The following is an 18539-nucleotide window of genomic DNA, read 5'->3' as shown; positions in this document are numbered from 1 at the left end:
TTGCTTTTTAACGAGAACTTCCCTGATTTCATTCCTGACCGCTTCGATTAGCTTCAAAAGCGATTCAGACGGGTACAGAATGCGTGAACTCCTAAAACGGGTCAGTGCGGTAACGTACAAAGATAGCCGTTGTCTGACACACCCATAAATATTCACCAACGGCAATCAGTACTGTCCGCCAGCAACCGCGCCCCTATGTCTGGCAGCGCACAGAATGCATATCGGTGTTTATAGAAAATGCACAGCAGAGTTAACGAGAATCGATGAGAATTCGCATGCGTAACACATTTGCATAAAGAGGTTCACGAGTTCACGAACACCATTCTTCATAAACAATTTTAAGAGAATAGCATCGCTTTTTTGTTTAACCAGTTTTCAATTCGCGTCGATAACGACTTCAAAAAGACGAGATACCCCATGCCCGAAACTTTCAGCCAACACATCGGATCTTCGCTACCGCTCACGCGGCCAGGGCGGTATGACGAGGTGCGCAATCAGACCCTGAGGCTTGCCGAAATGCCTACTATAGGTGACCAGACTATCCAGTCCATGCCTGACTCTGGAGCATTTGTTTTAACGCCGTCCATGCGTTCAGCTCACACTGCTCCAGACGCGTCGGCATTTCTCCACACACCCGGTTTACCGATGATGGGGCGAGCACATGATTGCGCCTGAGCGTTTGAATCGAATCTCGACCCCCACGCTCATGCCGGGTTCGGCGCCGGTAATAGCAGGAGACGTACTCCTGGGCCTCACACGCATGCCTAAGAGCCTGCCCCCGAAGCTGCTCTACGATGCCCAGGGTTCGGCTCTATTTGAAAAAATTACCTGCTTGCCCGAGTATTACCCGACGCGAACGGAAGCCGCCATACTGATGACCCATGCCGACGAAATATGCGGCCGGCTCGGCCAGGACGTGTCCGTCAGTGAACTCGGCGCAGGGACGGCGACCAAGACGCGCATTTTGTTGCGTTCATTGTTGCGACGGCAATGCAGCGTGAATTACTTTCCGCTGGATGTATCCGACGCGGCCCTGCAGTTGGCTAAAGATGAAGTGGAAAGAGAAATGGGCGCAGTGAACGTGCATCCACAAATTGGAGATTTCGAAGACCTCGGGTTTCTGAAACAACAGCCCTCGCCGCGTCTGGTCTTGTATATCGGCTCGAGTATCGGCAATCTGGAACATGGCGAAGCCATTGCGCTGCTCCGAAATGTAGCACAGCACCTATCGAGCGGAGATCAGCTACTGCTTGGGGTAGATCTCGTCAAGGACGCGAATGTCATGCATGCGGCGTATAATGACAGCGCTGGAATAACCGCTTCGTTCAACAAGAATCTTCTCGTGAGAATCAACCGCGAACTTGGCGGCCAATTCGAACCGGATTCTTTTAGCCATGTATCTTTTTGGAACCGCAAAGCCTCCCGCATCGAATTGCATCTGGAAAGCACACGTCCCCAATCCGTCAGAGTCGACGCGCTGGATACCACGTTGCAGTTCTATCAAGGTGAGCGCATTCATACGGAAAATAGCTATAAGTATACAATTGAGCGCCTGAAAGACCTGCTCCAGTGCGGCGGCTTCGAGGTGGAACATACCTGGACCGATCCTCATTGCTGGTTCGCGGTAAGCCTGGGCGTGATAATATAAACGGCATTTTTTGGCTGTTTCCCGCGCTGTAATAAGCGCTCCGCAGTATAGCGATCAGAAAAATCAGCGTAATAAGCTAGCGATGAACTTCATGATGACACCCAGCAAAAGCCGGGCAGCAAAATAGTGCGCCAATCAAGGCCGGCATTAACCATGACCATGAGGGAAATTGATGCTTGAGTGGGTAACGAGTCCCGAGTCGTGGGTAGCATTGTTGACGTTAACTGCGCTGGAAATTGTTTTAGGCATAGACAACATTATTTTCATTTCGATTCTTGTCGGTCGTCTTCCTGAAGCTCAGCGTAATTTCGCAAGAAGAATGGGGCTGGGCTTGGCAATGCTTACCCGTCTTGGCTTACTGTTCTCCATTACATGGGTAATGGGTTTGACTGAACCGTGGTTTACCGTACTTGGCAATTCGGTTTCCGGCCGGGATATCGTGCTGATCGGGGGGGGGATGTTCCTGCTGTTCAAAGCGACGCATGAAATCCATAACAGTCTCGAGGGCGCAGGGGATAACGCCAAAAATATCGCCGTTACCAGCATGGGCATGGTGCTGATACAGATTGCCATCCTGGACATTGTATTTTCGCTGGACTCGGTCATTACCGCTGTCGGGCTGGTGGAACATATCACATTGATGGCCATTGCCATCATTCTGGCAGTGCTGGTAATGTTGATGGCGGCTAAGCCCATCGGTGATTTTGTCGAGGATCACCCGACCATCAAGATTCTTGCTCTTTCGTTCTTGATACTGGTAGGGATGACGCTCATCGTCGAAGGTTTCGATGTCCATATCCCGAAGGGTTATATTTATTTTGCGATGGCATTTTCGGTCGGTGTGGAATTTCTCAACCTTCGAATGCGTAAAAAAACTGCGGAGACGATAAAATTGCACAGGCAGATAGATAACATCGAGTGATTGCCGAATCTGGTATGTAAGTACCGCGTATCGTTTGATCTTTATATTTTCTGCGTTTCCGCTTACGCCATCCGTTGATGTGATAACTGACCTGGCCAAGTTATGTTGAATCCGGCTAATCATTCCCTTCAGCGCAATCCATTCAAGCTCGCAGCTTGAATGGATATTTAAACTCCTTCCGCTGATGCTCGATTGGCAGAACGGCCAACCGTTTTCTTCCCGCTTCGGCGACATCTATTTCTCAAGAGATTCCGGTGTGGCGGAAAAACGCCACGTTTTTCTGGAAGGCAACCGCCTGGCTGAGCGTTTTGCATCATTGCCAAGCGGGGATGGATTTGCCGTCGGCGAGACAGGGTTCGGCACGGGATTGAGTTTTTTATGTACGTGGCAGCTATTCGACGAAGTTATCCCATTCCCATCCAGACGCAGCCTGGATTTTTTCAGCGTCGAAAAATATCCGCTCTCTGAGCGGGAGCTGAACGACGCATTGGCACAATGGCCGGCGCTGCAAGGCTATGCCAACGAACTCATCAAGCGCTGGCGGCGCCGCGTACCTGGCTGGAATCGGTGGAGCTTCGGCGAAGGCCGAGTACGCCTCACGTTGGTAGTGGACGATGTCGCCAAGGCGCTGCCTGAAATCTGCGGCGGGATCGACGCATGGTTTCTGGATGGCTTTTCACCCGCCCGTAATCCCGAAATGTGGACTCAGCAGGTATTCCAGGGCATCGTGCAGGCCTCCCGGCCAGGTGCGACGTTTGCCACCTATACCTGCGCCGGCCACGTACGGCGCGGCTTGGAGCAAGCCGGGTTCCAGGTAAGCAAATCACCCGGCTTCGGCCTGAAACGTGAAATGCTGCAGGGCGGCCTTCCTGGGTCGCCCCCTGCTCGATCCATTCCGGCAACAGCCATCGTCATCGGCGGGGGTGTGGCCGGTTGTGCCGCTGCTTCAGCGCTGGCGATGCGCGGCGTCTCCGTTAAGCTGATCGAGCGATCGCCTGCGCTGGCCGCAGGGGCATCGGGCAACCCCAGCGGCATACTGCACACCCGTCTGGCCGCCGGTATGAACTCGCTGCAACGCTTCGTTCTGGCCTCCTATGGGCATGCTCTCGCCCTGCTCGATGAAAAGCTGCCCATAGATGGCATCGTCCGGGCTGAATGTGGAGAACTGCAACTGGCATTTTCAGCGGAAGAAGCCAAACGTATCGACAAACTAGCGGCACTCGATTGGCCGCCACATGTATTGCGGCGCGTAGATGCGGCTGAAGCGTCGCTGCTGGCGGGCATCGAGCTGGCATGTGGAGGGCTGTGGTTCCCCGCCGGAGGCTGGGTGGTTCCACCGCGGATGTGCGCGGCATTGGCGTCGAACCCAGCCATCGCTCACTTCACCGCCCATCGTGTCGAATCATTGACAGCGGTGGATGCCGGCTGGCGTGTGGAGGGGAAGAACCAGCGTGAACAGGCTTGGTGCCATGAGGCTCAGCTAGTGGTCGTTTGCACTGGATATGAGGTGAAATCGTTTGCTCCGTTGGCAAGCCTGCCGCTGACGCCGGTACGGGGGCAAATCACCGCATTACCCGCGACATCGCATAGCCGTAATCTGCGAACCATCGTTTGTACCGGCGGCTATCTGCTCCCCTCAATTGCAGGCGTACATATGATGGGTGCGACGCACAGCTTCAATGATGAAACAATTGATTTGCGCATAGCCGACCATGCCAAAAATTTATCCCGATTGACAGAAATATCCGCAGTATTAGCCAGATCGATGAATACGGATTCGTTGGACATTAGTCAGCTTGACGGCCGTGCATCGGTAAGAGCCTCTCTCCCCGGCGCAATGCCGCTGGTGGGAAAATTGTCGCCTGGGCTATATACCAGCCTGGGCCATGGCACTCGCGGCCTGATAAGCGCGGGACTTTCCGCCGAATTGATCGCATCGGCATCCTGTGAACAGTTGCTGCCCCTGCCATTGGCTGTGGTTAATGCGCTTGCTCCTGTCGCAAAGCGTGCAAGAGAGACTTCACGCCATATAGCCAGCCCAACGATCGGGATACGCTCATCGGGAACTTGAATAATCTGCCTTGGGTTTGCGACTGGCGGCTGGCGATAGCGGGAGGTGTACTTTGGTCCAATGGGCAACGCACTTTAAAACCCTTAAAATACGCATATCTCTCCCGGACATGCTATGGCATTTGGACAGTTCCGCCTGAACTTACACCAGGAACCAGGACCTGATCTCAGCCATTCCGCCGATCTGCGACGGGAGAGCAGTTCTAACCCCGCTTACAGAGGAGCCTTATGAAAGCCAAACCCAAGCGTGAATCGCCGCAAGCCGCACAAACCCTTCAGGCAGCACAACCGCTTATACCGATCAGTTACTGGACGAGTGCCGCCATTGGCATTACAGCCTATGTATTTGAAGAGTCCGAAGCCGCCATACACCAGTCCGGCCTGGTGCCTGAATGGGTGAGTTATCCGGCAGAACGCGCGGGCAACGGAATTGCTGTACCGGCACATCATCTTTTTCCCAATTACCTGAAGCTTCTGAGGCTGGAAAGCGGGCGATTACGCCTCATAATCGACGTCCGCGCCGTACTGAAAAAAGATATGAGCTTCCAGTGCTTTCTTGGAGGCTTGCTGGCAGATACCAATCTTACTTTAGTCAAGAAAGAATCTGCATGAGCCGGACACGACTATAAATCAAATACGCATTCGAGCTAATTCAACGCTTAAAAAAGGGGTCAGGCTTTTGCCTGACCCCTTTTGATTTGAAGACCCAGCAGATTCGAACCTGCTATCCACGATTTATAGCCGGCAAACGTCCGCTGCCTTGCTTTTCAATTAATTATCTATATCGACTCAACAATTACCAGCTAAAGCTGGTAATCGTTGAGTTGTTTATTCTTTCAATGTCATCCTGATTCTCGCCTGGGCGTCTGCCTTATTAAGGGCCGAAATCTGCCGCCCGAAAGCATCGCGGGTTTTTCTGTCGGCCTGGGCGCTCTTGATGCTGCGCTCGCAGCGCCATCGCTTGCCCGTCTTCGTAACGACCAATCGCATTTCGCTGCGGTCATGGGGAATGTGGCAGTGGTAGCAATAAATGGATGTAGGCATGGTTGAATATGAAGGTTATTGGAAGTGTCGCTCTGAGGAACGCCGCTAGCCCAAAAAAATCAGGGATTAGGCAACATGCCTAATCCCTTGTTATGGCTCTTGGGATTCAGACCACGAATACCTTGGTTCGCACCCAGCTCGGCTGCTATATAATAGCTATTATATATCAATAACTTATATAATAGCAAATGCACCATGGATTTCCGGATGATGATATGTAAGCTATTGATATATAAATATTTCCATGCGGTGAATAGTATAGCAAAAACCGTATTGCCGGAAAATTTTGAAAGACGTCTGCAGTAGCTAAAGCTGATCAAATAAATAAAAAAGTGACATAAAAACGCACCCCCACTACCTGTATGTTGGCCGATTTCATGGTTCGGGCAGCCACTAACACTTTAGAACCGTAAGCGACTGGCGACGTACAGATTATTGAACACGTGGACAGGATTGCTTGTACCCTGCATGGGCACATTCCGCACTACGCAAACGGGGCGGTGGTTCGGTCAGTTTATTGGCGAGACTACTCTCTTCCGGTTATTTTCTATGTACTATGTAATTTTTGATTTTAAAAGAATTACAAGGAAATACCTTTCTGCACAGACGCTTTACAGGCCGCCTCAGCCGCAAAACTCCGCCATTTCGATTCCGCATCGCAGCAAGGATGTAGCAGTCATCCCAAATCTAATTGGTTGTCTAGATAAGCTCTAGCTTGTTGTCGTGCGCGGGTTTAAGATGGTTCTCCCCGGAGTGCGAATGGAGCGATGGTTTAAAGCGCATCCACCAGTTTTTGGTTAGTCATCATGTACTGCTTCTTTGGCTATCGGCTTTCTCAACATGTAATCGATCAAATGGTTGTCGAGATGACAGACCACTAAAAAGAAACAGGTCGCACGGAATTTGGAGCGGGCAGCGGGGATTGTTTTCATCACATATCGTTCAGTACTTGGTTTATTGGATGGTTCTAAAAAATTCAGATCCTTATAGCATTTTAATAATGACATTCCAATCAGTGCCACTGCGACACTGACCTAATTAGGTCAGTGTTAACGCTATACCAGTAGAATAATATGACTCATGTTCTTTAATTGAAAATTCCCCGAAGGCGCGGGAGATGAATGCTTTTCAAACGTACAGCGCCAAGGGTATTTTTTGCTCTGGTTTCTGGTTCAGATGGAAGGCATGGAAAACAGGACTGAAAGAGCATAAACAAATGAAAGAAGCCAAAACAATTCAAAAATTAGCTTTCGGTTTCGAGAATATTAGCATTGGAATTCACGCTGTTTACTGTATCCAGGGAACATGCCAATGAGTCAATCTGATCTGCACTTTCGAGTGGATTCCCGCTTGGCCACGTTACTCAGCCAAGAGTATTCGTCATCCGAAAGAGCTCTGAAAGAACTGATCGACAATGCTTGGGATGCCGATGCCGAGCAAGTCTCGGTGACATTACCAAAGCCATTGAGCGATGCGCCCATCATCATCTCGGATGATGGTTGCGGCATGACCGAAGAAGAATTGCGTCGCCACTATCTTTTCATCGCGAGGGATCCTCGTTCACGTCGTGGCGACCGAACCGTTGGCAAGAAACGTTTGATCAAGGGGCGCAAGGGTATCGGGAAGTTCGCGGGCTTGATGGCGTCATCAGTGATGACGTTGGAAACGCGAGCACGAGGTCGCCTTTGTAGCTTTACCTTGCGTCTGGAGGATCTTACACAGGCTGATGATATCGAACATTTGAACATCGCCTTTCGGAGCGAATCGTGTTACGAACAATTACATGACACCACCATCACACTGACGCACCTCCATCAGGGGATGGCATTTCCTGATGCCAACAAACTGCGTCAGGTATTACTCCAGGACTATGGTCGCCAAAACGACTTCCAGATTACCGTGGACGGCAAGCGCCTTGATGTGGACGATGTATCGGGTAGTTTTTCGAAGTTGAACAGGAGTTGCCAAAGGTAGGGAAAGTTAAGTTGCGATTTGCCATCAGTGACGGGAATGCCGGCTTGCGGCAGCCCGGGATCATCCTGCGTGTGGATGGCAAGTCCGTTGGCAAGCCAGGTTTCTTTGGTCTTGATAAGCGTGACGACTTTCCACCGAGGTTGTTGCGCAAACTCTACGGAGAGGTGAATGCCGATGGCCTGCGCGACCACATTACTGCTGGATGGGATGCACCGGTTGAGAACAGCGAACTTTTAATGGCAGTAGAGGCGTATGTACAACCCATTCTCCAGCAAGCTTTCGAACAGCAATACCGGCGCGACATGCAGTTGGCCCAGGCGCGGCTACAGAAGGCGATTCAGACTCGCTTGGCGGAATTACCGGAACACAAAAGACAATTTGCCGATCGTGCAATCAGAAAGGTACTCGACAAATACTACGGGGAACCAGACAGCAAGGTTGAGCCTATCGTCTTTGTATTGCTGGAAGCACTGGAGCGTTCCGACTATCGCCTACTGCTGGAGCACATTGCAGATTCGCGGCCACGCGATGTCGCGGCAATTGCGGAAGGGTTGAATGACTTTGGGCTCGCCGAAATGGCGTATCTGGTCGAACAGGCTAGCGCACGCTCGATGTTCTTGGATCAGCTTGAGCAACTGGCTTTGAATACTGCGACTTCCGAAGCAATCATGCACAAAGCATTGGAACGCAACTTATGGGTATTCGGTCCGGAATTTTCGCTTTTTAGCACCAACATCACTTTGAAACGCCAGATAGAGGAATACCTTCAAAAAAAATATGTAGGCAATAAAGCTGATCAGCGGCCCGATTTGCTACTTAATCAGAATCTGAATGGCGAGTATTTACTGATTGAGTTCAAACGACCAAGCCATTCTCTGAATCATGACGACTATATTCAAGCCATTGCCTATCGGCATGATCTTGGAAAACATATTAGCGCGACGATACGAGTACTTTTGATCGGGGGCCGTCGTTCGCCAGACTTTCCGCAGATCAACCGTGAACCCGACGTCAATGTTGCGGTGTTTGACCAACTAATTGCAACTGCTCGAAACCAGTTGCAATGGCTGTTGCGCGATAAGACTGGAATTGCACCGACGTAGTCGCTCCTGAAATACCTTCCGGACCCGCATAGATGTTGATGTTTTGGTATTCAAAAGGCGGGGGATTTGTCGGAATCAAGGCTGCCATCCACTGATTTCTGGTGAATTCTGATGAAACCGAAGAAGCAAGAACGCAGCGGTTGTGATGATCTTTTCCAAGATGCGGCTGGAGCAGATAAAGGGGTTTGATCATAATGATCAAATAAATTATAATGATCGAAATTAGGAGGAGAATTGCAGTGGACACAATTGCGGCTGCCGATGCAAAAACCAATTTCGGTGCTCTGCTCGATAAGGCGCAACGCGAACCCGTGACGATTTCCAAGAACGGTCGCGCCGTTGCTGTCGTCATGTCGGCCACAGCCTTCGAGGACCATCAGCGGCTTAGGCTCGAATTCTTGCGCCAGGAAGTGCGCAAAGGCCTTGATGAGGCGGAACGAGGAAGCGTCATATCAGGCGAGCAGGCCTTTGCGGAACTCGATAGAGAGCTTGTGGATTAATGCCCCGCTTTGAGTTCACCGCAAAAGCTGTTGAAGATTTAAGAGAGATTGGCCGCTATACGAAACAGGCCTGGGGTATTGCTCAGGCACGCCGTTACCGGGAAGAACTCGAACTTGCTCTGAGAAAACTGAGCCTGTCTCCACGCGTCGGGCTTGAACGGGACGAGATAGCGCCGGAAGTGCGCTCCTTTACCGTCGCTTCCCATATTGCTTTCTACCTTCCTCGGAAAGATGGGATTACTGTTCTGCGGTTATTGCACCCGAACATGGATGTCGAACGCGCTTTTGATCTCCGCACTGAAAAATCACAGGAGCGCGCGTGATAATTTCCAGTATGTGTCTTGAGGACCTGCCAGGAAGGCGTCGATGATATCAAGCACACTTTCGAACACCAGAGCGAGAGCAAAAGCCCCGACGAGCTTGTTCCCCTCACACAACATTGCCCGGGTATGCGCCCCTGCACGAAGGGCAATTCAGTCAGGTCGAAGGCCGACTTGAAAGCATCAAACCCGCCGAAGCGGGTCTGTATGCGGCTATCCTGCAAAGTGCAGGGTTATATCTTGAGTTGCAACAATCCATGCACCGCGAACCGGTGCCGGGAGCTCAACGACAGCGGGGATACACCGACTAAACGTCGTGCTTCGTGTTTCTACGTCGTACTATAGCACCCATCAACCCAAGCCCTGCAAGCAGCATGGCGTAGGTTTCCGGTTCAGGAACCGGGCTAACCGTCGGTGTCTGGGTAATGGTAAAGGTGTAAGTGTTGCCAGTACCCGGGTCGAACGGTTTCAGGCTGAAACTCGCATTCGCGGTCTCTCCTACCGCCAGGGTTCCGGTAAAGTTAAGGTCGCGTGGCCCACTCGAATTGAAGGGAGAGGATTGATTCACGGAAGGCGAGTCGAGCGTGAAACCACCCAGGGTTGATGAGTTGAAGCTGGTGAAAATCACGCCGTTGCCTGGGATATTCGTGGGTTGCGCAATGCTGAGGTGGAAGTCGCTAAAAGCAGTTGACGTATTATTGGTGATCGACTCGATAATGTTATAAGAACCGCCATTGCCAACAGAGTGAGCAACGGTAAAAGTCAACGTAATCGGGTTGACGCTGCCAAATACTTTGGAAAGATCAAGGCCTTTGTCATCGGTGGAACTGGCAAGGAAGGAAAAGGAGCCCAAACCGGATCCGCTCGCGGTGATGTCAGTTATGACAGCAGATGCAGAGGCAGTGGAAATTGATCCACCAAAGATCAGGGCAGCGATAACTGATTTTGTTCGTATGTTCATTTGCTTCTCCATGAAGAATTAAGACAATCACCCTCCCGGGCGAACCCAGGGTACGTTCCTGACTCCCTCGGATCAGTTGCAGTAATTCTGCGCTTTAATCAAAGAATTAAAATAGCCCAACTGGTTCTAGCATATAGCTCTGTTGAGCTACGCCGAGCGTTCTGCCATCGATATTCTTTATGGGAATAAAGTTGCACGCAGCTCTGCTGGAGAACTACTGGGCGCGGTAGTGGAGATAAAGAGCTAATAGCATTGGGCTTCTGGATATTGCCGTGAAGATTTGCCACGAACGGGATGGCAAGGATGAAAAAAACAGGCTGACGAACTGGATCTGGATTATTGACACACCTGCTGACGGAAGAAGAATGGTGCAGGGCGGAAACGCAATTGGGAGTATTTGCTCGAAGCGGCGCTGCGTGAGGGAGAGCCTATTGAGGCAGATGAATAGCTTTGGAAAGATGGGATGCTGAAGCTATGGCAAGGATCGAAGCGCGAAAAAGAATCTCGACCTGAGCTCGAATCAGGGACCTGGATTTAACAGTCCTTAAACTATAAGTCGATGCTAATCCAGCAATTTCTTGGCTTACCCATAAGTTTATCCATGAAAATACAAAGAAAAAATGGATTAGAGCGGTGTGGCTCTAATCCATTGATTTTATGGCGCGCCCGGCAGGATTCGAACCCACGACCCCTTGGTTCGTAGCCAAGTACTCTATCCAACTGAGCTACGGGCGCTGAAGCTGATCATTTGCGCGGAAGATTGGCGATTCGCGTCGCCATATTTCCATTTCCGTGCGTGAACTGATTTATTATACCAGAGCGATATACCCTCAGGTCAAAGCTATTTTTTACTGACCCCGAGTTTGATGGGTCGCAAACCCATTCGGAGTTGGCGCCTGAAACGCTCGGGGCTTATATAGGCTAAATACAGCAGCAATCAAGCGATAGCCGATAACAAATACGCCAGCCAATATCTTCTTTAACGGTATGTTTTGCCTGATCACGCTCATGCTAAAGTATCGGAACGAACGCTGCCTGACCCCAAGGTTTTTGAACCGCTACGAATAAAAGGATATCTTTATGCAATTCATCATCTCTGGAAGTCACGGAACCGACGATCCGACCATGGCAACCCTGCCTTTCATGGCTGCAAAAGCCGCACGGGAGCAAGGACATGACGTAATTCTATTTCTGTGGAATGAGGCCGTGACGCTTGCGCGCCCTGGGATCGGCGATCACATAACGGGTGTAAATTTGCCGCCGCTAAAAGATACTTTAGTGGCTATACAAACGGCAGGCGTCCCCATCTGGGTGTGCGGTGCTTGCGCTGTTGCGCGAAAGATTGGCGAACCCGATCTTGTAACCGGCGCGCTGATCAAAAACATGGGAGACTATATCAAGGCCGTGGCCGAGCGTGATAAGTGTGTCGCTTTCTGATGTTCTTTCTGATGTTGTAAGCCGGACGACAACGCAACTCATCCTGATGGACCTAAAATTCGGGAATGAGCACCGCCGCACCGGTTAGCTTTCCTTCACGCAGCCTCGTTAATGCTGTATTCGCCTGGCTGAGCGGCAACGATTCCGTGGTTACCCTGATTGGCACTTCTGGCGCCAGCGCCAGAAATTCTTCGGCATCCCTGCGGGTAAGATTGGCGACCGAGACCAGACGCTTTTCACGCCATAGAATATCGTAGGGAAAACTGGGGATGTCGCTCATATGGATACCCCCACAAACGACAATCCCACCCGGACGAACCGCTCGCAACGCGGCAGGCACCAGCGCGCCTACCGGTGCAAAAATGATAGCCGCATCGAGCGCTTCGGGTGGCACCATGTCCGAGTTGCCTGCCCACTCAGCACCCATCCTCCCGGCGAAATCCTGCGCCACAATATCCCCAGGACGCGTGAATGCAAACAATTTCCGCCGCTGATGAATCAGAATCTGGGCCACGATATGGGCGGCGGCGCCAAATCCATAAATTCCGACCCGTTCCGCATCTTCCGTCATCCTGAGCGCACGGTAGCCGATTAGTCCGGCACACATCAGGGGCGCCGCTTCGACATCGCTATAAACGCTAGGTATGCGAAAACAATAACGCGCGTCGGCGACAGTGTACTCGGCATACCCGCCATCGATCTGATAACCCGTGAATTTGGCGGTAATACATAAATTCTCCTGCCCACTGCGACAGTACCGACAATGGCCGCAGGTCCATCCCAGCCAAGGGATGCCGATCCGTTCGCCGATAGAAAAATTATGAACATTTGCGCCACAAGCCACCACTCGACCGATAATTTCATGCCCCGGAATAATAGGTAATTTTGGATCGGGCAATTCGCCGTCAACCACATGCAAATCAGTGCGGCAAACAGCACAGGCTGCAATCTTGACAAGCAGCTCATCAGGACCTGGTTGTGGGCGAGGCAAGCAGCGCATCTGAACCGCTTGGCCCGGCCCCTCCAGAACCATTGCATGCATGGAATCGTTTAGCGTAGACATGTCAATATCAACTATCAATGCCAAATATCGATGATGAGCTTCTGTCGAGCCCGGCCATTACTGATCCAACCAAGCCTCTTTGGTCGGCGGTACAAGCACGCGACCAGTAGGCCGAACGTCAAATTACTGGTAACAATCAAGCTGCCCTTCTCGTAGCGGGCTGCGATCACCTGGAAGAACAGATTGGCTTGTTCACGGTTCATGGGCAGATAGCCGATCTCGTCGATGATGAGCAGGCGATAACTGTTGATGGCCCGGTGCATGACGCCCTTGAGTTGATTTAAGTTTGGTAAAGTGCCTGTGAAGACCAACCCCGAGGAAGCGCACGGCGCGAGCGCCGTGGCTGATTTGAATACCGCTCATGGGCTATTTGTAGCTCCAAAAATCGATTGTTTTCGTTCCATAGTTCGCTGGTGAACAGCCTGACCTGCAACACGCGGGTTTACTCCTGGCAAACTCACTTTGCACTTTATGCCAGCGGGTAGCTTGGAATCTCCATTGGGAATTTCCATTCGCACTCCAAATGTGCCGCTAGCTGTATCTATGACTTTATCTACGATTTTCACTTTAGCTTTGTATGAACTTCCCATAGATGGTGCTTCTGGAAACACCTCTAGTAATTGTCCTGGTTTTATCTTTCCATAGGCTTCGAGTGGCAAAAGCGCTTCTACATGCAAAACAGTAATATCCGCCACTCGTAATATGACTTTTCGGTTTTCACTCCTCGCATCCGTCAACTCTCCGGGGTGCATCATGCGATCGACTACTACTCCATTGAATGGGCTCTTTACAGTCCGTAGCCGTAGCTGTTCGCTGGCGCGTCGATATTCCAGCTCCGCTACCCGTTTATTATCGAGCGCCTCACGCAGTTCTGCCTCAGCTAGCCGCTTCTCCGTCGCTGCTTCATCACGATCCTGTACCGATACAAATTTTTGTGCAAGTAATTGTTCGCGACGACTATGTTTTAGTGATGCATACTCGGACCGGCTTTCACTAGCCTGAATTGCGCCCTCCATAGTTGAACGGTATTTCGCAAGCTCCATTGTGGCTTTTTCCAAGCCGGAATCCAGGGTTACAAGTACTTGGCCAGTGCTGACACTCTCACCACGGTCCACCCAAATTTTCTCGATAATTCCAGTCATGCTCGGCCTGATATCGACCATTTGGCGGGCCTCGATCAAGCAATCGAATTCGGCCGCTCCGGCAGAAGTCATTCCGCAGTATCCGCAGACAAACAAAACTTGTTTGATAAAGCGCTTGGGATTCCAGCGCTTTATTCCTATTGTTAGCTTTTGACTATTTGCGAGCATATGTATATAGCCGTTGTATATAGCCGTTACTCTCCACGCCCTGCAAAAGCAAGCATCCTCGACAGCTTCTGGTCTTCGATCACTGTCTGACGACGGATCTGGGAATAGTGCCGTTCTGATGAGTGTTGCACCAACTTTCGCAGTAGGTTTGCTTTCGTGCCAGTAACCACATTACTAAAACTTGATTTGCTCATAATCATACGAACCATGTTCCCGGAAAACATGGTAAATAATTCATCTTCCAGAGAAACAATGGACTCGTAGCTTCCCTGGTCCCCTTGGCGCCCGGCGCGCCCATAAAGTTGTCGATCAATACGTGGCGATTCGTGAAATTCCGACAAAATTACGTGCAGTCCACCCTTATCCGATATGCCGGCTTCCAGCTTAATATCAGTACCACGTCCTGCCATATTCGTAGCGACTGTTACACGGCCAAGGTATCCGGCATGCTCAACGACAATTGCCTCGTCCTCATCCTGACGAGCATTAATCACACTATGCTCAATTTTCTGTTCCTTGAGCAGGGCGCTCAAATGCTCTGAAGCGGCTACCGAACGAGTTCCAATCAGGACTGGACGACCTTCATCGTGAACGCGCCGTATGCTTTTCATGACAGCGTCCCAGCGCGTCGTGCCGCTGAGAAATATCTTTATCCCCAGATTCCTGCGCTGTACCGTGCGATTTGTGGGGATCCGCAGTACGTCCAGTCCGAATATGGCACTTAACTCGCCAGCCACCTCAGTTGCCGTACCGGTCATGCCGCCAAGCCGCAGGTACCGTCTAAAAAACCGTTGATAGGTGATACGTGAAATCGTTTCACGCCGATCGGTAAGGGCGCATCCTTCCTTCACCTCGATCATTTGGTGCAATCCACTTTCCCAGGTTCGATCCGCCATGACTCTCCCGGTATACTCATCCACTATCTGTACCTTGTTATCCATCAGGATGTAGTGTTTGTCGCGCTCATACAGCAGTTGGGCTGCCAAGGCCTGCTCGATCAACTCATGCCGTGCGCGCGCTACCTGCCAGACTCCCGGAAGATTGCCACATAGAACCGTGACCTGATCACGGCCGGTACGAGTCAGTTGGATAGATTTATCAGAAGCAAAAACCTGAAAATGCAGTTCATCTTGTAGTTGCCGGGAAAAATCCAATGCTCTCTGATAATCATCGGCACCCTGCTTGCCAGATACGCTGCTGGAAATGATGAGCGGTGTTCGAGCCTCGTCGATGAGTACACTATCTGCTTCATCGACAATCGCAAAAAATAACCCGCGCAAGAAAGTTCCTGAGCCCGCTTCCTGTCCGAACAGGCGAGCCGTCGCCCGGCGTGCACCGGAGGCATCGTCGGCGGAGGAAATCCGGTCGCGCAAATAATCAAATACCAGATCCTTATTGACGCAATATGTAACATCACAACGGTAAGCATCGCGGCGAGTCTCCATGTCCTGGTCGGGGACGACCATTCCGACGCTCAGGCCAAAGAATTCATATACAGGCTGCATAAGCTTGGCGTCACGCTGGACAAGATATTCATTTACCGTAATCACATGGACCGGCAAACCTGCCAGCGCAACCGCTACCGCAGGCAGCACAGCGGTAAGCGATTTGCCTTCACCGGTTTGCATTTCCGCCAGTTTGCCGGCTAACATCACACGCCCGCCGATCAATTGTACCGGAAAGTGCCGCAGTCCCAATTTACGCCCGCAAACTTCCCTTACCAATGAAAAAACTTCAACCGCCATAGCGTCGGTCAACCCCTGGCGGGCAATGTTCACCCGGAGATCGTTTACACACGCATTCAGCTGCACTTCACTCAAATCTGAAAATACATTACCCCGTCGCATAACCTCATCAGCAAAACTTCTCAAGCGTTTAAGTCGAAGACGGGATGTCAATAGTCGCGTTTCGCCAATCGCCGAACCTAAAAACCGATCCAGAGCATTATCAAATGTATCCGGCCGCTCCGGATAAGGGCCCGGAGCGAGATTGATTATCTTCCAGTCAGCAAATAAGGCTTTAGACATTAAAGTTGGATAACAAGAGCTGGCGCGCTGCCCGATACCACCGGAATGCAAAGGGCTCGGGGGCCAGATCAAAACGGACATGTGCACGCGCCCCTAGCGACACGTCTCCTACTGATGAAGGGAGCAGTAAATCGAATTGGAATACCCGCACGAGCGTTTGGGTTCCGTTCCGGTCACGCGGATCAGTGGCATGGATTCCACCATGCTCGAGCGCCAATGCTTTGCTGGGAAGCTGGTCGCGTCCGCCGGGCACTTCTCGCAGTACGTTCGCCGCGTAAGTATCGCTCAGGCGATCAATCAGCTTAAGCTGTACGCTTCTAAGCCCTCCGCGTACGACATCGATATCATCCTGGGTAAGCACCACCCGGACAGTTCGTATTGGTCCCTCCAATACGTACCCCATGAGCTCGCCTTGTTGCATGAATTTACCGGGTAAATCGATTGCGCGCGGAACCACCAGCCGCCCGGACGTCCGGGCTTCTACCGCCAAGCCCTCAATGCGATTTTCAACCCTCGCGAGGAACGCACGTTCCTTTTTTAGTTCGTCATGGGCAATTGCTGCCTGTAGACGATCATCAAGAAAAGCTGATGAGTACTCAACTTCCAATTGTTCCACTCGCGCCCGCTGGGATACCAGTTGCATAAAGAGATCGGGATCATCGGATTCGATGACGATATCTCCCTTATTGACCTGCGTGCCCGAGTTCACTACCAACCGGTGCACAAACCCCGCGGTGTGAGCCCGAATCTCGGCGTCTTCCGGCACCCAGATTACGCCTTCAGCCTGACGGTGAAACGGCATGGGTACTACCAGCGAGAATAGGACTATGAATGTGGTACACCCCACGGTGACATTCACCGCGCGGCGCCGCTGACGATGAAGTGCGGGGCTATAAAATACATGATGAATCCCCTTCACAACTGGAATGACCAGCATGCTGGCGAGACTCCATAGGGCAAGAATGACCCCGATGAAGAACAATTCACCAACGATAAATACGATAATTGCGAATGTTACAAATAACCGGTATATAAATGAGGCGACCGCGTAAAATGCAAGCCATAAACGTTCCCCCTTTGTCTCCGTGGCCTGCCGTGCATCCTGTTTCCCAAACGCATAACGCTGAACGAGATAACCGAGATATTGATTGGCGCGGCTGCCAAGGTTCGGAATCTCGATCAGGTCGCTAAGGATGTAATAACCGTCAAAACGTAATAAGGGATTGCCGTTAAAGACAATGGTGGATAGCCCGGCAACAAAAATCACGTTAAAAGCCAAAGCGTGGATTACCCCGTGTTCAACCACCAGCCACACATAAATGGCCAGCGCGGCCAGGAACAGCTCGACCATCATACCGGCGGCACCGACCATAGCGCGGTGCCGCTTACTGCGGAACGCCGTTGCGGCGGTTGCATCCACATAAGGAACCGGCATCAGTACGAGTAGCATGATCCCCATTTCATGTACTTCACCGCCACCCGCCTTGGTCGTATAGGCATGACCCAGTTCATGCAATAGTTTTACGATGGGAAAAGCCAGCCAAAGCGCCAGCAGGTTGCTGGATGACAGAACCCGATCACTCAGGTTCTGCGTCAAATCATTCCAGTGGGATGCCGCCATGATTAAAGCCGGTGTCACTACCACCAGCCAGAGGACGCCACCGCGCCAGGTGAAGAGCCATTTAAGATACGGATAAGTAAGATTGATGAAACGATCCGGATCCCATAGCGGGAAACGGATCGACATCGGGTTCAGGAAATTCTTCATCCACTTCGAGCGCCGTTGCTTGACTCGACGTTGCGATAGCTCCAGCAGATCTGGTGGCACATTGCTTTGTAGTATATCCGCCATGTGCAATTGGGTAAGCAGCTGAATCATGTCATCCTGGGACGGAGCCGCTTCATCCAGCTCCTTAGCGACCAGCACCCAGATTTCCTCAACGGTATGTTTTCCATCCATCAGGCTCATGGCGTAATACGCACCCGGTGAAAAGCGGTGCATGCGGCCTGTCGCCGAGTCCTGCAATACATACCAGGCTTGGCCCCTGAAGCGCTGGCGATGGACTTTGGCATGCGCGCGCAAGATCGGCTTCAGACCGGCTACGCGATACCAGGAACTGCTCAGAGAAGATCCAGCCACTGTGTGCTTCCTATGGATTC

General features: G+C 51.4%; 18 protein-coding genes, 1 tRNA gene and 1 pseudogene. 11 read left to right on the top strand and 9 right to left on the bottom strand.

Going from position 1 to position 18539, the window contains the following annotated elements; all coding sequences use genetic code 11:
- The first annotated feature begins 417 nt into the window (after positions 1-417).
- The 5 genes from BLP78_RS15140 (at position 418) to BLP78_RS03785 (ending at position 5252) form a co-directional block, all read left to right on the top strand.
- Complete coding sequence (locus tag BLP78_RS15140) at positions 418-675, top strand: hypothetical protein (RefSeq protein WP_143002886.1); 258 nt, start codon at positions 418-420, stop codon at positions 673-675.
- Positions 662-1648 (top strand): L-histidine N(alpha)-methyltransferase, encoded by a 987-nt coding sequence (gene egtD / locus BLP78_RS03800; protein WP_090456663.1) that lies wholly within the window; start codon positions 662-664, stop codon positions 1646-1648. Before BLP78_RS15140 ends, egtD begins: the two co-directional genes overlap by 14 nt.
- A 172-nt stretch (positions 1649-1820) precedes the next feature.
- Entirely contained in the window at positions 1821-2570 is a 750-nt protein-coding gene (locus BLP78_RS03795; protein ID WP_090456661.1) for a TerC family protein, read from the top strand.
- Between the two features lie 184 nt (positions 2571-2754).
- Positions 2755-4641: a bifunctional tRNA (5-methylaminomethyl-2-thiouridine)(34)-methyltransferase MnmC2/FAD-dependent 5-carboxymethylaminomethyl-2-thiouridine(34) oxidoreductase MnmC1 gene (gene mnmC / locus BLP78_RS03790; RefSeq protein ID WP_090456659.1), complete on the top strand. Its 1887-nt coding sequence runs from the start codon at positions 2755-2757 to the stop codon at positions 4639-4641.
- Between the two features lie 227 nt (positions 4642-4868).
- Complete coding sequence (locus BLP78_RS03785) at positions 4869-5252, top strand: hypothetical protein (RefSeq protein WP_090456657.1); 384 nt, start codon at positions 4869-4871, stop codon at positions 5250-5252.
- A gap of 216 nt (positions 5253-5468) precedes the next feature.
- Here BLP78_RS03785 and BLP78_RS15135 read toward each other — a convergent pair whose 3' ends face one another.
- Together BLP78_RS15135 and BLP78_RS15905 are read right to left on the bottom strand one after the other, a co-directional pair.
- Positions 5469-5684, bottom strand: coding sequence for a hypothetical protein (locus tag BLP78_RS15135; RefSeq protein WP_025041609.1), 216 nt, complete (start codon positions 5682-5684; stop codon positions 5469-5471).
- Positions 5685-6481: 797 nt separating this feature from the next.
- Entirely contained in the window at positions 6482-6616 is a 135-nt protein-coding gene (locus BLP78_RS15905) for a hypothetical protein (protein ID WP_256330016.1), read from the bottom strand.
- A gap of 185 nt (positions 6617-6801) precedes the next feature.
- Here BLP78_RS15905 and BLP78_RS03780 point away from each other — a divergent pair, with 185 nt between their 5' ends.
- From BLP78_RS03780 to BLP78_RS03765, 5 genes are all read left to right on the top strand, one after another.
- Positions 6802-6999, top strand: coding sequence for a hypothetical protein (locus BLP78_RS03780; protein ID WP_090456655.1), 198 nt, complete (start codon positions 6802-6804; stop codon positions 6997-6999).
- Positions 6996-7658, top strand: a complete 663-nt coding sequence (locus BLP78_RS15760) for an ATP-binding protein (protein ID WP_218118913.1) — start codon at positions 6996-6998, stop codon at positions 7656-7658. Before BLP78_RS03780 ends, BLP78_RS15760 begins: the two co-directional genes overlap by 4 nt.
- Before the next feature lie 11 nt (positions 7659-7669).
- Positions 7670-8761: a DUF4263 domain-containing protein gene (locus tag BLP78_RS15755; RefSeq protein WP_218118912.1), complete on the top strand. Its 1092-nt coding sequence runs from the start codon at positions 7670-7672 to the stop codon at positions 8759-8761.
- Positions 8762-9000: 239 nt separating this feature from the next.
- Positions 9001-9261, top strand: a complete 261-nt coding sequence (locus BLP78_RS03770) for a type II toxin-antitoxin system Phd/YefM family antitoxin (RefSeq protein WP_090456653.1) — start codon at positions 9001-9003, stop codon at positions 9259-9261.
- Positions 9261-9584, top strand: a complete 324-nt coding sequence (locus BLP78_RS03765) for a type II toxin-antitoxin system RelE/ParE family toxin (RefSeq protein WP_090456651.1) — start codon at positions 9261-9263, stop codon at positions 9582-9584. Before BLP78_RS03770 ends, BLP78_RS03765 begins: the two co-directional genes overlap by 1 nt.
- A 304-nt stretch (positions 9585-9888) precedes the next feature.
- On the opposite strand, the gene BLP78_RS03755 is transcribed toward BLP78_RS03765, so the two are convergent.
- Complete coding sequence (locus BLP78_RS03755; protein WP_090456647.1) at positions 9889-10542, bottom strand: PEP-CTERM sorting domain-containing protein; 654 nt, start codon at positions 10540-10542, stop codon at positions 9889-9891.
- Positions 10543-11200: 658 nt separating this feature from the next.
- Positions 11201-11277 (bottom strand) — tRNA-Arg (locus BLP78_RS03745).
- A gap of 345 nt (positions 11278-11622) precedes the next feature.
- Between BLP78_RS03745 and BLP78_RS03740 the strand changes: the two genes are divergently transcribed.
- A complete protein-coding gene (locus tag BLP78_RS03740) occupies positions 11623-11979 on the top strand; it encodes a DsrE family protein (RefSeq protein WP_090456643.1) in 357 nt (118 codons plus the stop codon).
- Between the two features lie 52 nt (positions 11980-12031).
- On the opposite strand, the gene BLP78_RS03735 is transcribed toward BLP78_RS03740, so the two are convergent.
- The 5 genes and pseudogenes from BLP78_RS03735 to BLP78_RS03715 all read right to left on the bottom strand — a co-directional run bounded on the left by BLP78_RS03735 (position 12032) and on the right by BLP78_RS03715 (position 18519).
- Positions 12032-13042 carry a zinc-dependent alcohol dehydrogenase family protein gene (locus BLP78_RS03735; protein WP_090456641.1) on the bottom strand — a complete coding sequence of 337 codons (1011 nt, stop codon included), beginning with the start codon at positions 13040-13042 and terminating at the stop codon, positions 12032-12034.
- Between the two features lie 110 nt (positions 13043-13152).
- Positions 13153-13314 (bottom strand): annotated as a pseudogene (locus tag BLP78_RS03730) (ATP-binding protein); the annotation flags it as partial.
- An 87-nt stretch (positions 13315-13401) separates the two neighbouring features.
- A complete protein-coding gene (locus BLP78_RS03725) occupies positions 13402-14352 on the bottom strand; it encodes an efflux RND transporter periplasmic adaptor subunit (RefSeq protein WP_090456639.1) in 951 nt (316 codons plus the stop codon).
- A 26-nt stretch (positions 14353-14378) separates the two neighbouring features.
- A complete protein-coding gene (locus BLP78_RS03720) occupies positions 14379-16379 on the bottom strand; it encodes a preprotein translocase subunit SecA (RefSeq protein WP_176752775.1) in 2001 nt (666 codons plus the stop codon).
- Positions 16372-18519, bottom strand: coding sequence for a PqqD family peptide modification chaperone (locus BLP78_RS03715; RefSeq protein WP_090456634.1), 2148 nt, complete (start codon positions 18517-18519; stop codon positions 16372-16374). Before BLP78_RS03715 ends, BLP78_RS03720 begins: the two co-directional genes overlap by 8 nt.
- Positions 18520-18539 lie beyond the last annotated feature (20 nt).

Source organism: Nitrosospira sp. Nsp1 (assembly GCF_900100985.1).
Classification (GTDB): domain Bacteria; phylum Pseudomonadota; class Gammaproteobacteria; order Burkholderiales; family Nitrosomonadaceae; genus Nitrosospira.
The sequence above is the reverse complement of the archived record's forward strand: the minus strand, read 5'-3'. Positions and strand labels throughout refer to the sequence as shown.

Bases quoted from the DNA above. Each gene is read 5' to 3' on its own strand.
- BLP78_RS15135 (WP_025041609.1), bottom strand. From the start codon at position 5,684: ATGCCTACATCCATTTATTGCTACCACTGCCACATTCCCCATGACCGC.
- BLP78_RS03795 (WP_090456661.1), top strand. From the start codon at position 1,821: ATGCTTGAGTGGGTAACGAGTCCCGAGTCGTGGGTAGCATTGTTGACG.
- BLP78_RS15760 (WP_218118913.1), top strand. From the start codon at position 6,996: ATGAGTCAATCTGATCTGCACTTTCGAGTGGATTCCCGCTTGGCCACG.
- BLP78_RS03735 (WP_090456641.1), bottom strand. From the start codon at position 13,042: ATGTCTACGCTAAACGATTCCATGCATGCAATGGTTCTGGAGGGGCCG.
- BLP78_RS15905 (WP_256330016.1), bottom strand. From the start codon at position 6,616: ATGAAAACAATCCCCGCTGCCCGCTCCAAATTCCGTGCGACCTGTTTC.
- BLP78_RS15140 (WP_143002886.1), top strand. From the start codon at position 418: ATGCCCGAAACTTTCAGCCAACACATCGGATCTTCGCTACCGCTCACG.
- mnmC (WP_090456659.1), top strand. From the start codon at position 2,755: ATGCTCGATTGGCAGAACGGCCAACCGTTTTCTTCCCGCTTCGGCGAC.
- BLP78_RS03780 (WP_090456655.1), top strand. From the start codon at position 6,802: ATGAATGCTTTTCAAACGTACAGCGCCAAGGGTATTTTTTGCTCTGGT.
- egtD (WP_090456663.1), top strand. From the start codon at position 662: ATGATTGCGCCTGAGCGTTTGAATCGAATCTCGACCCCCACGCTCATG.
- BLP78_RS03720 (WP_176752775.1), bottom strand. From the start codon at position 16,379: ATGTCTAAAGCCTTATTTGCTGACTGGAAGATAATCAATCTCGCTCCG.
- BLP78_RS03755 (WP_090456647.1), bottom strand. From the start codon at position 10,542: ATGAACATACGAACAAAATCAGTTATCGCTGCCCTGATCTTTGGTGGA.
- BLP78_RS03740 (WP_090456643.1), top strand. From the start codon at position 11,623: ATGCAATTCATCATCTCTGGAAGTCACGGAACCGACGATCCGACCATG.
- BLP78_RS03765 (WP_090456651.1), top strand. From the start codon at position 9,261: ATGCCCCGCTTTGAGTTCACCGCAAAAGCTGTTGAAGATTTAAGAGAG.
- BLP78_RS03725 (WP_090456639.1), bottom strand. From the start codon at position 14,352: ATGCTCGCAAATAGTCAAAAGCTAACAATAGGAATAAAGCGCTGGAAT.
- BLP78_RS03785 (WP_090456657.1), top strand. From the start codon at position 4,869: ATGAAAGCCAAACCCAAGCGTGAATCGCCGCAAGCCGCACAAACCCTT.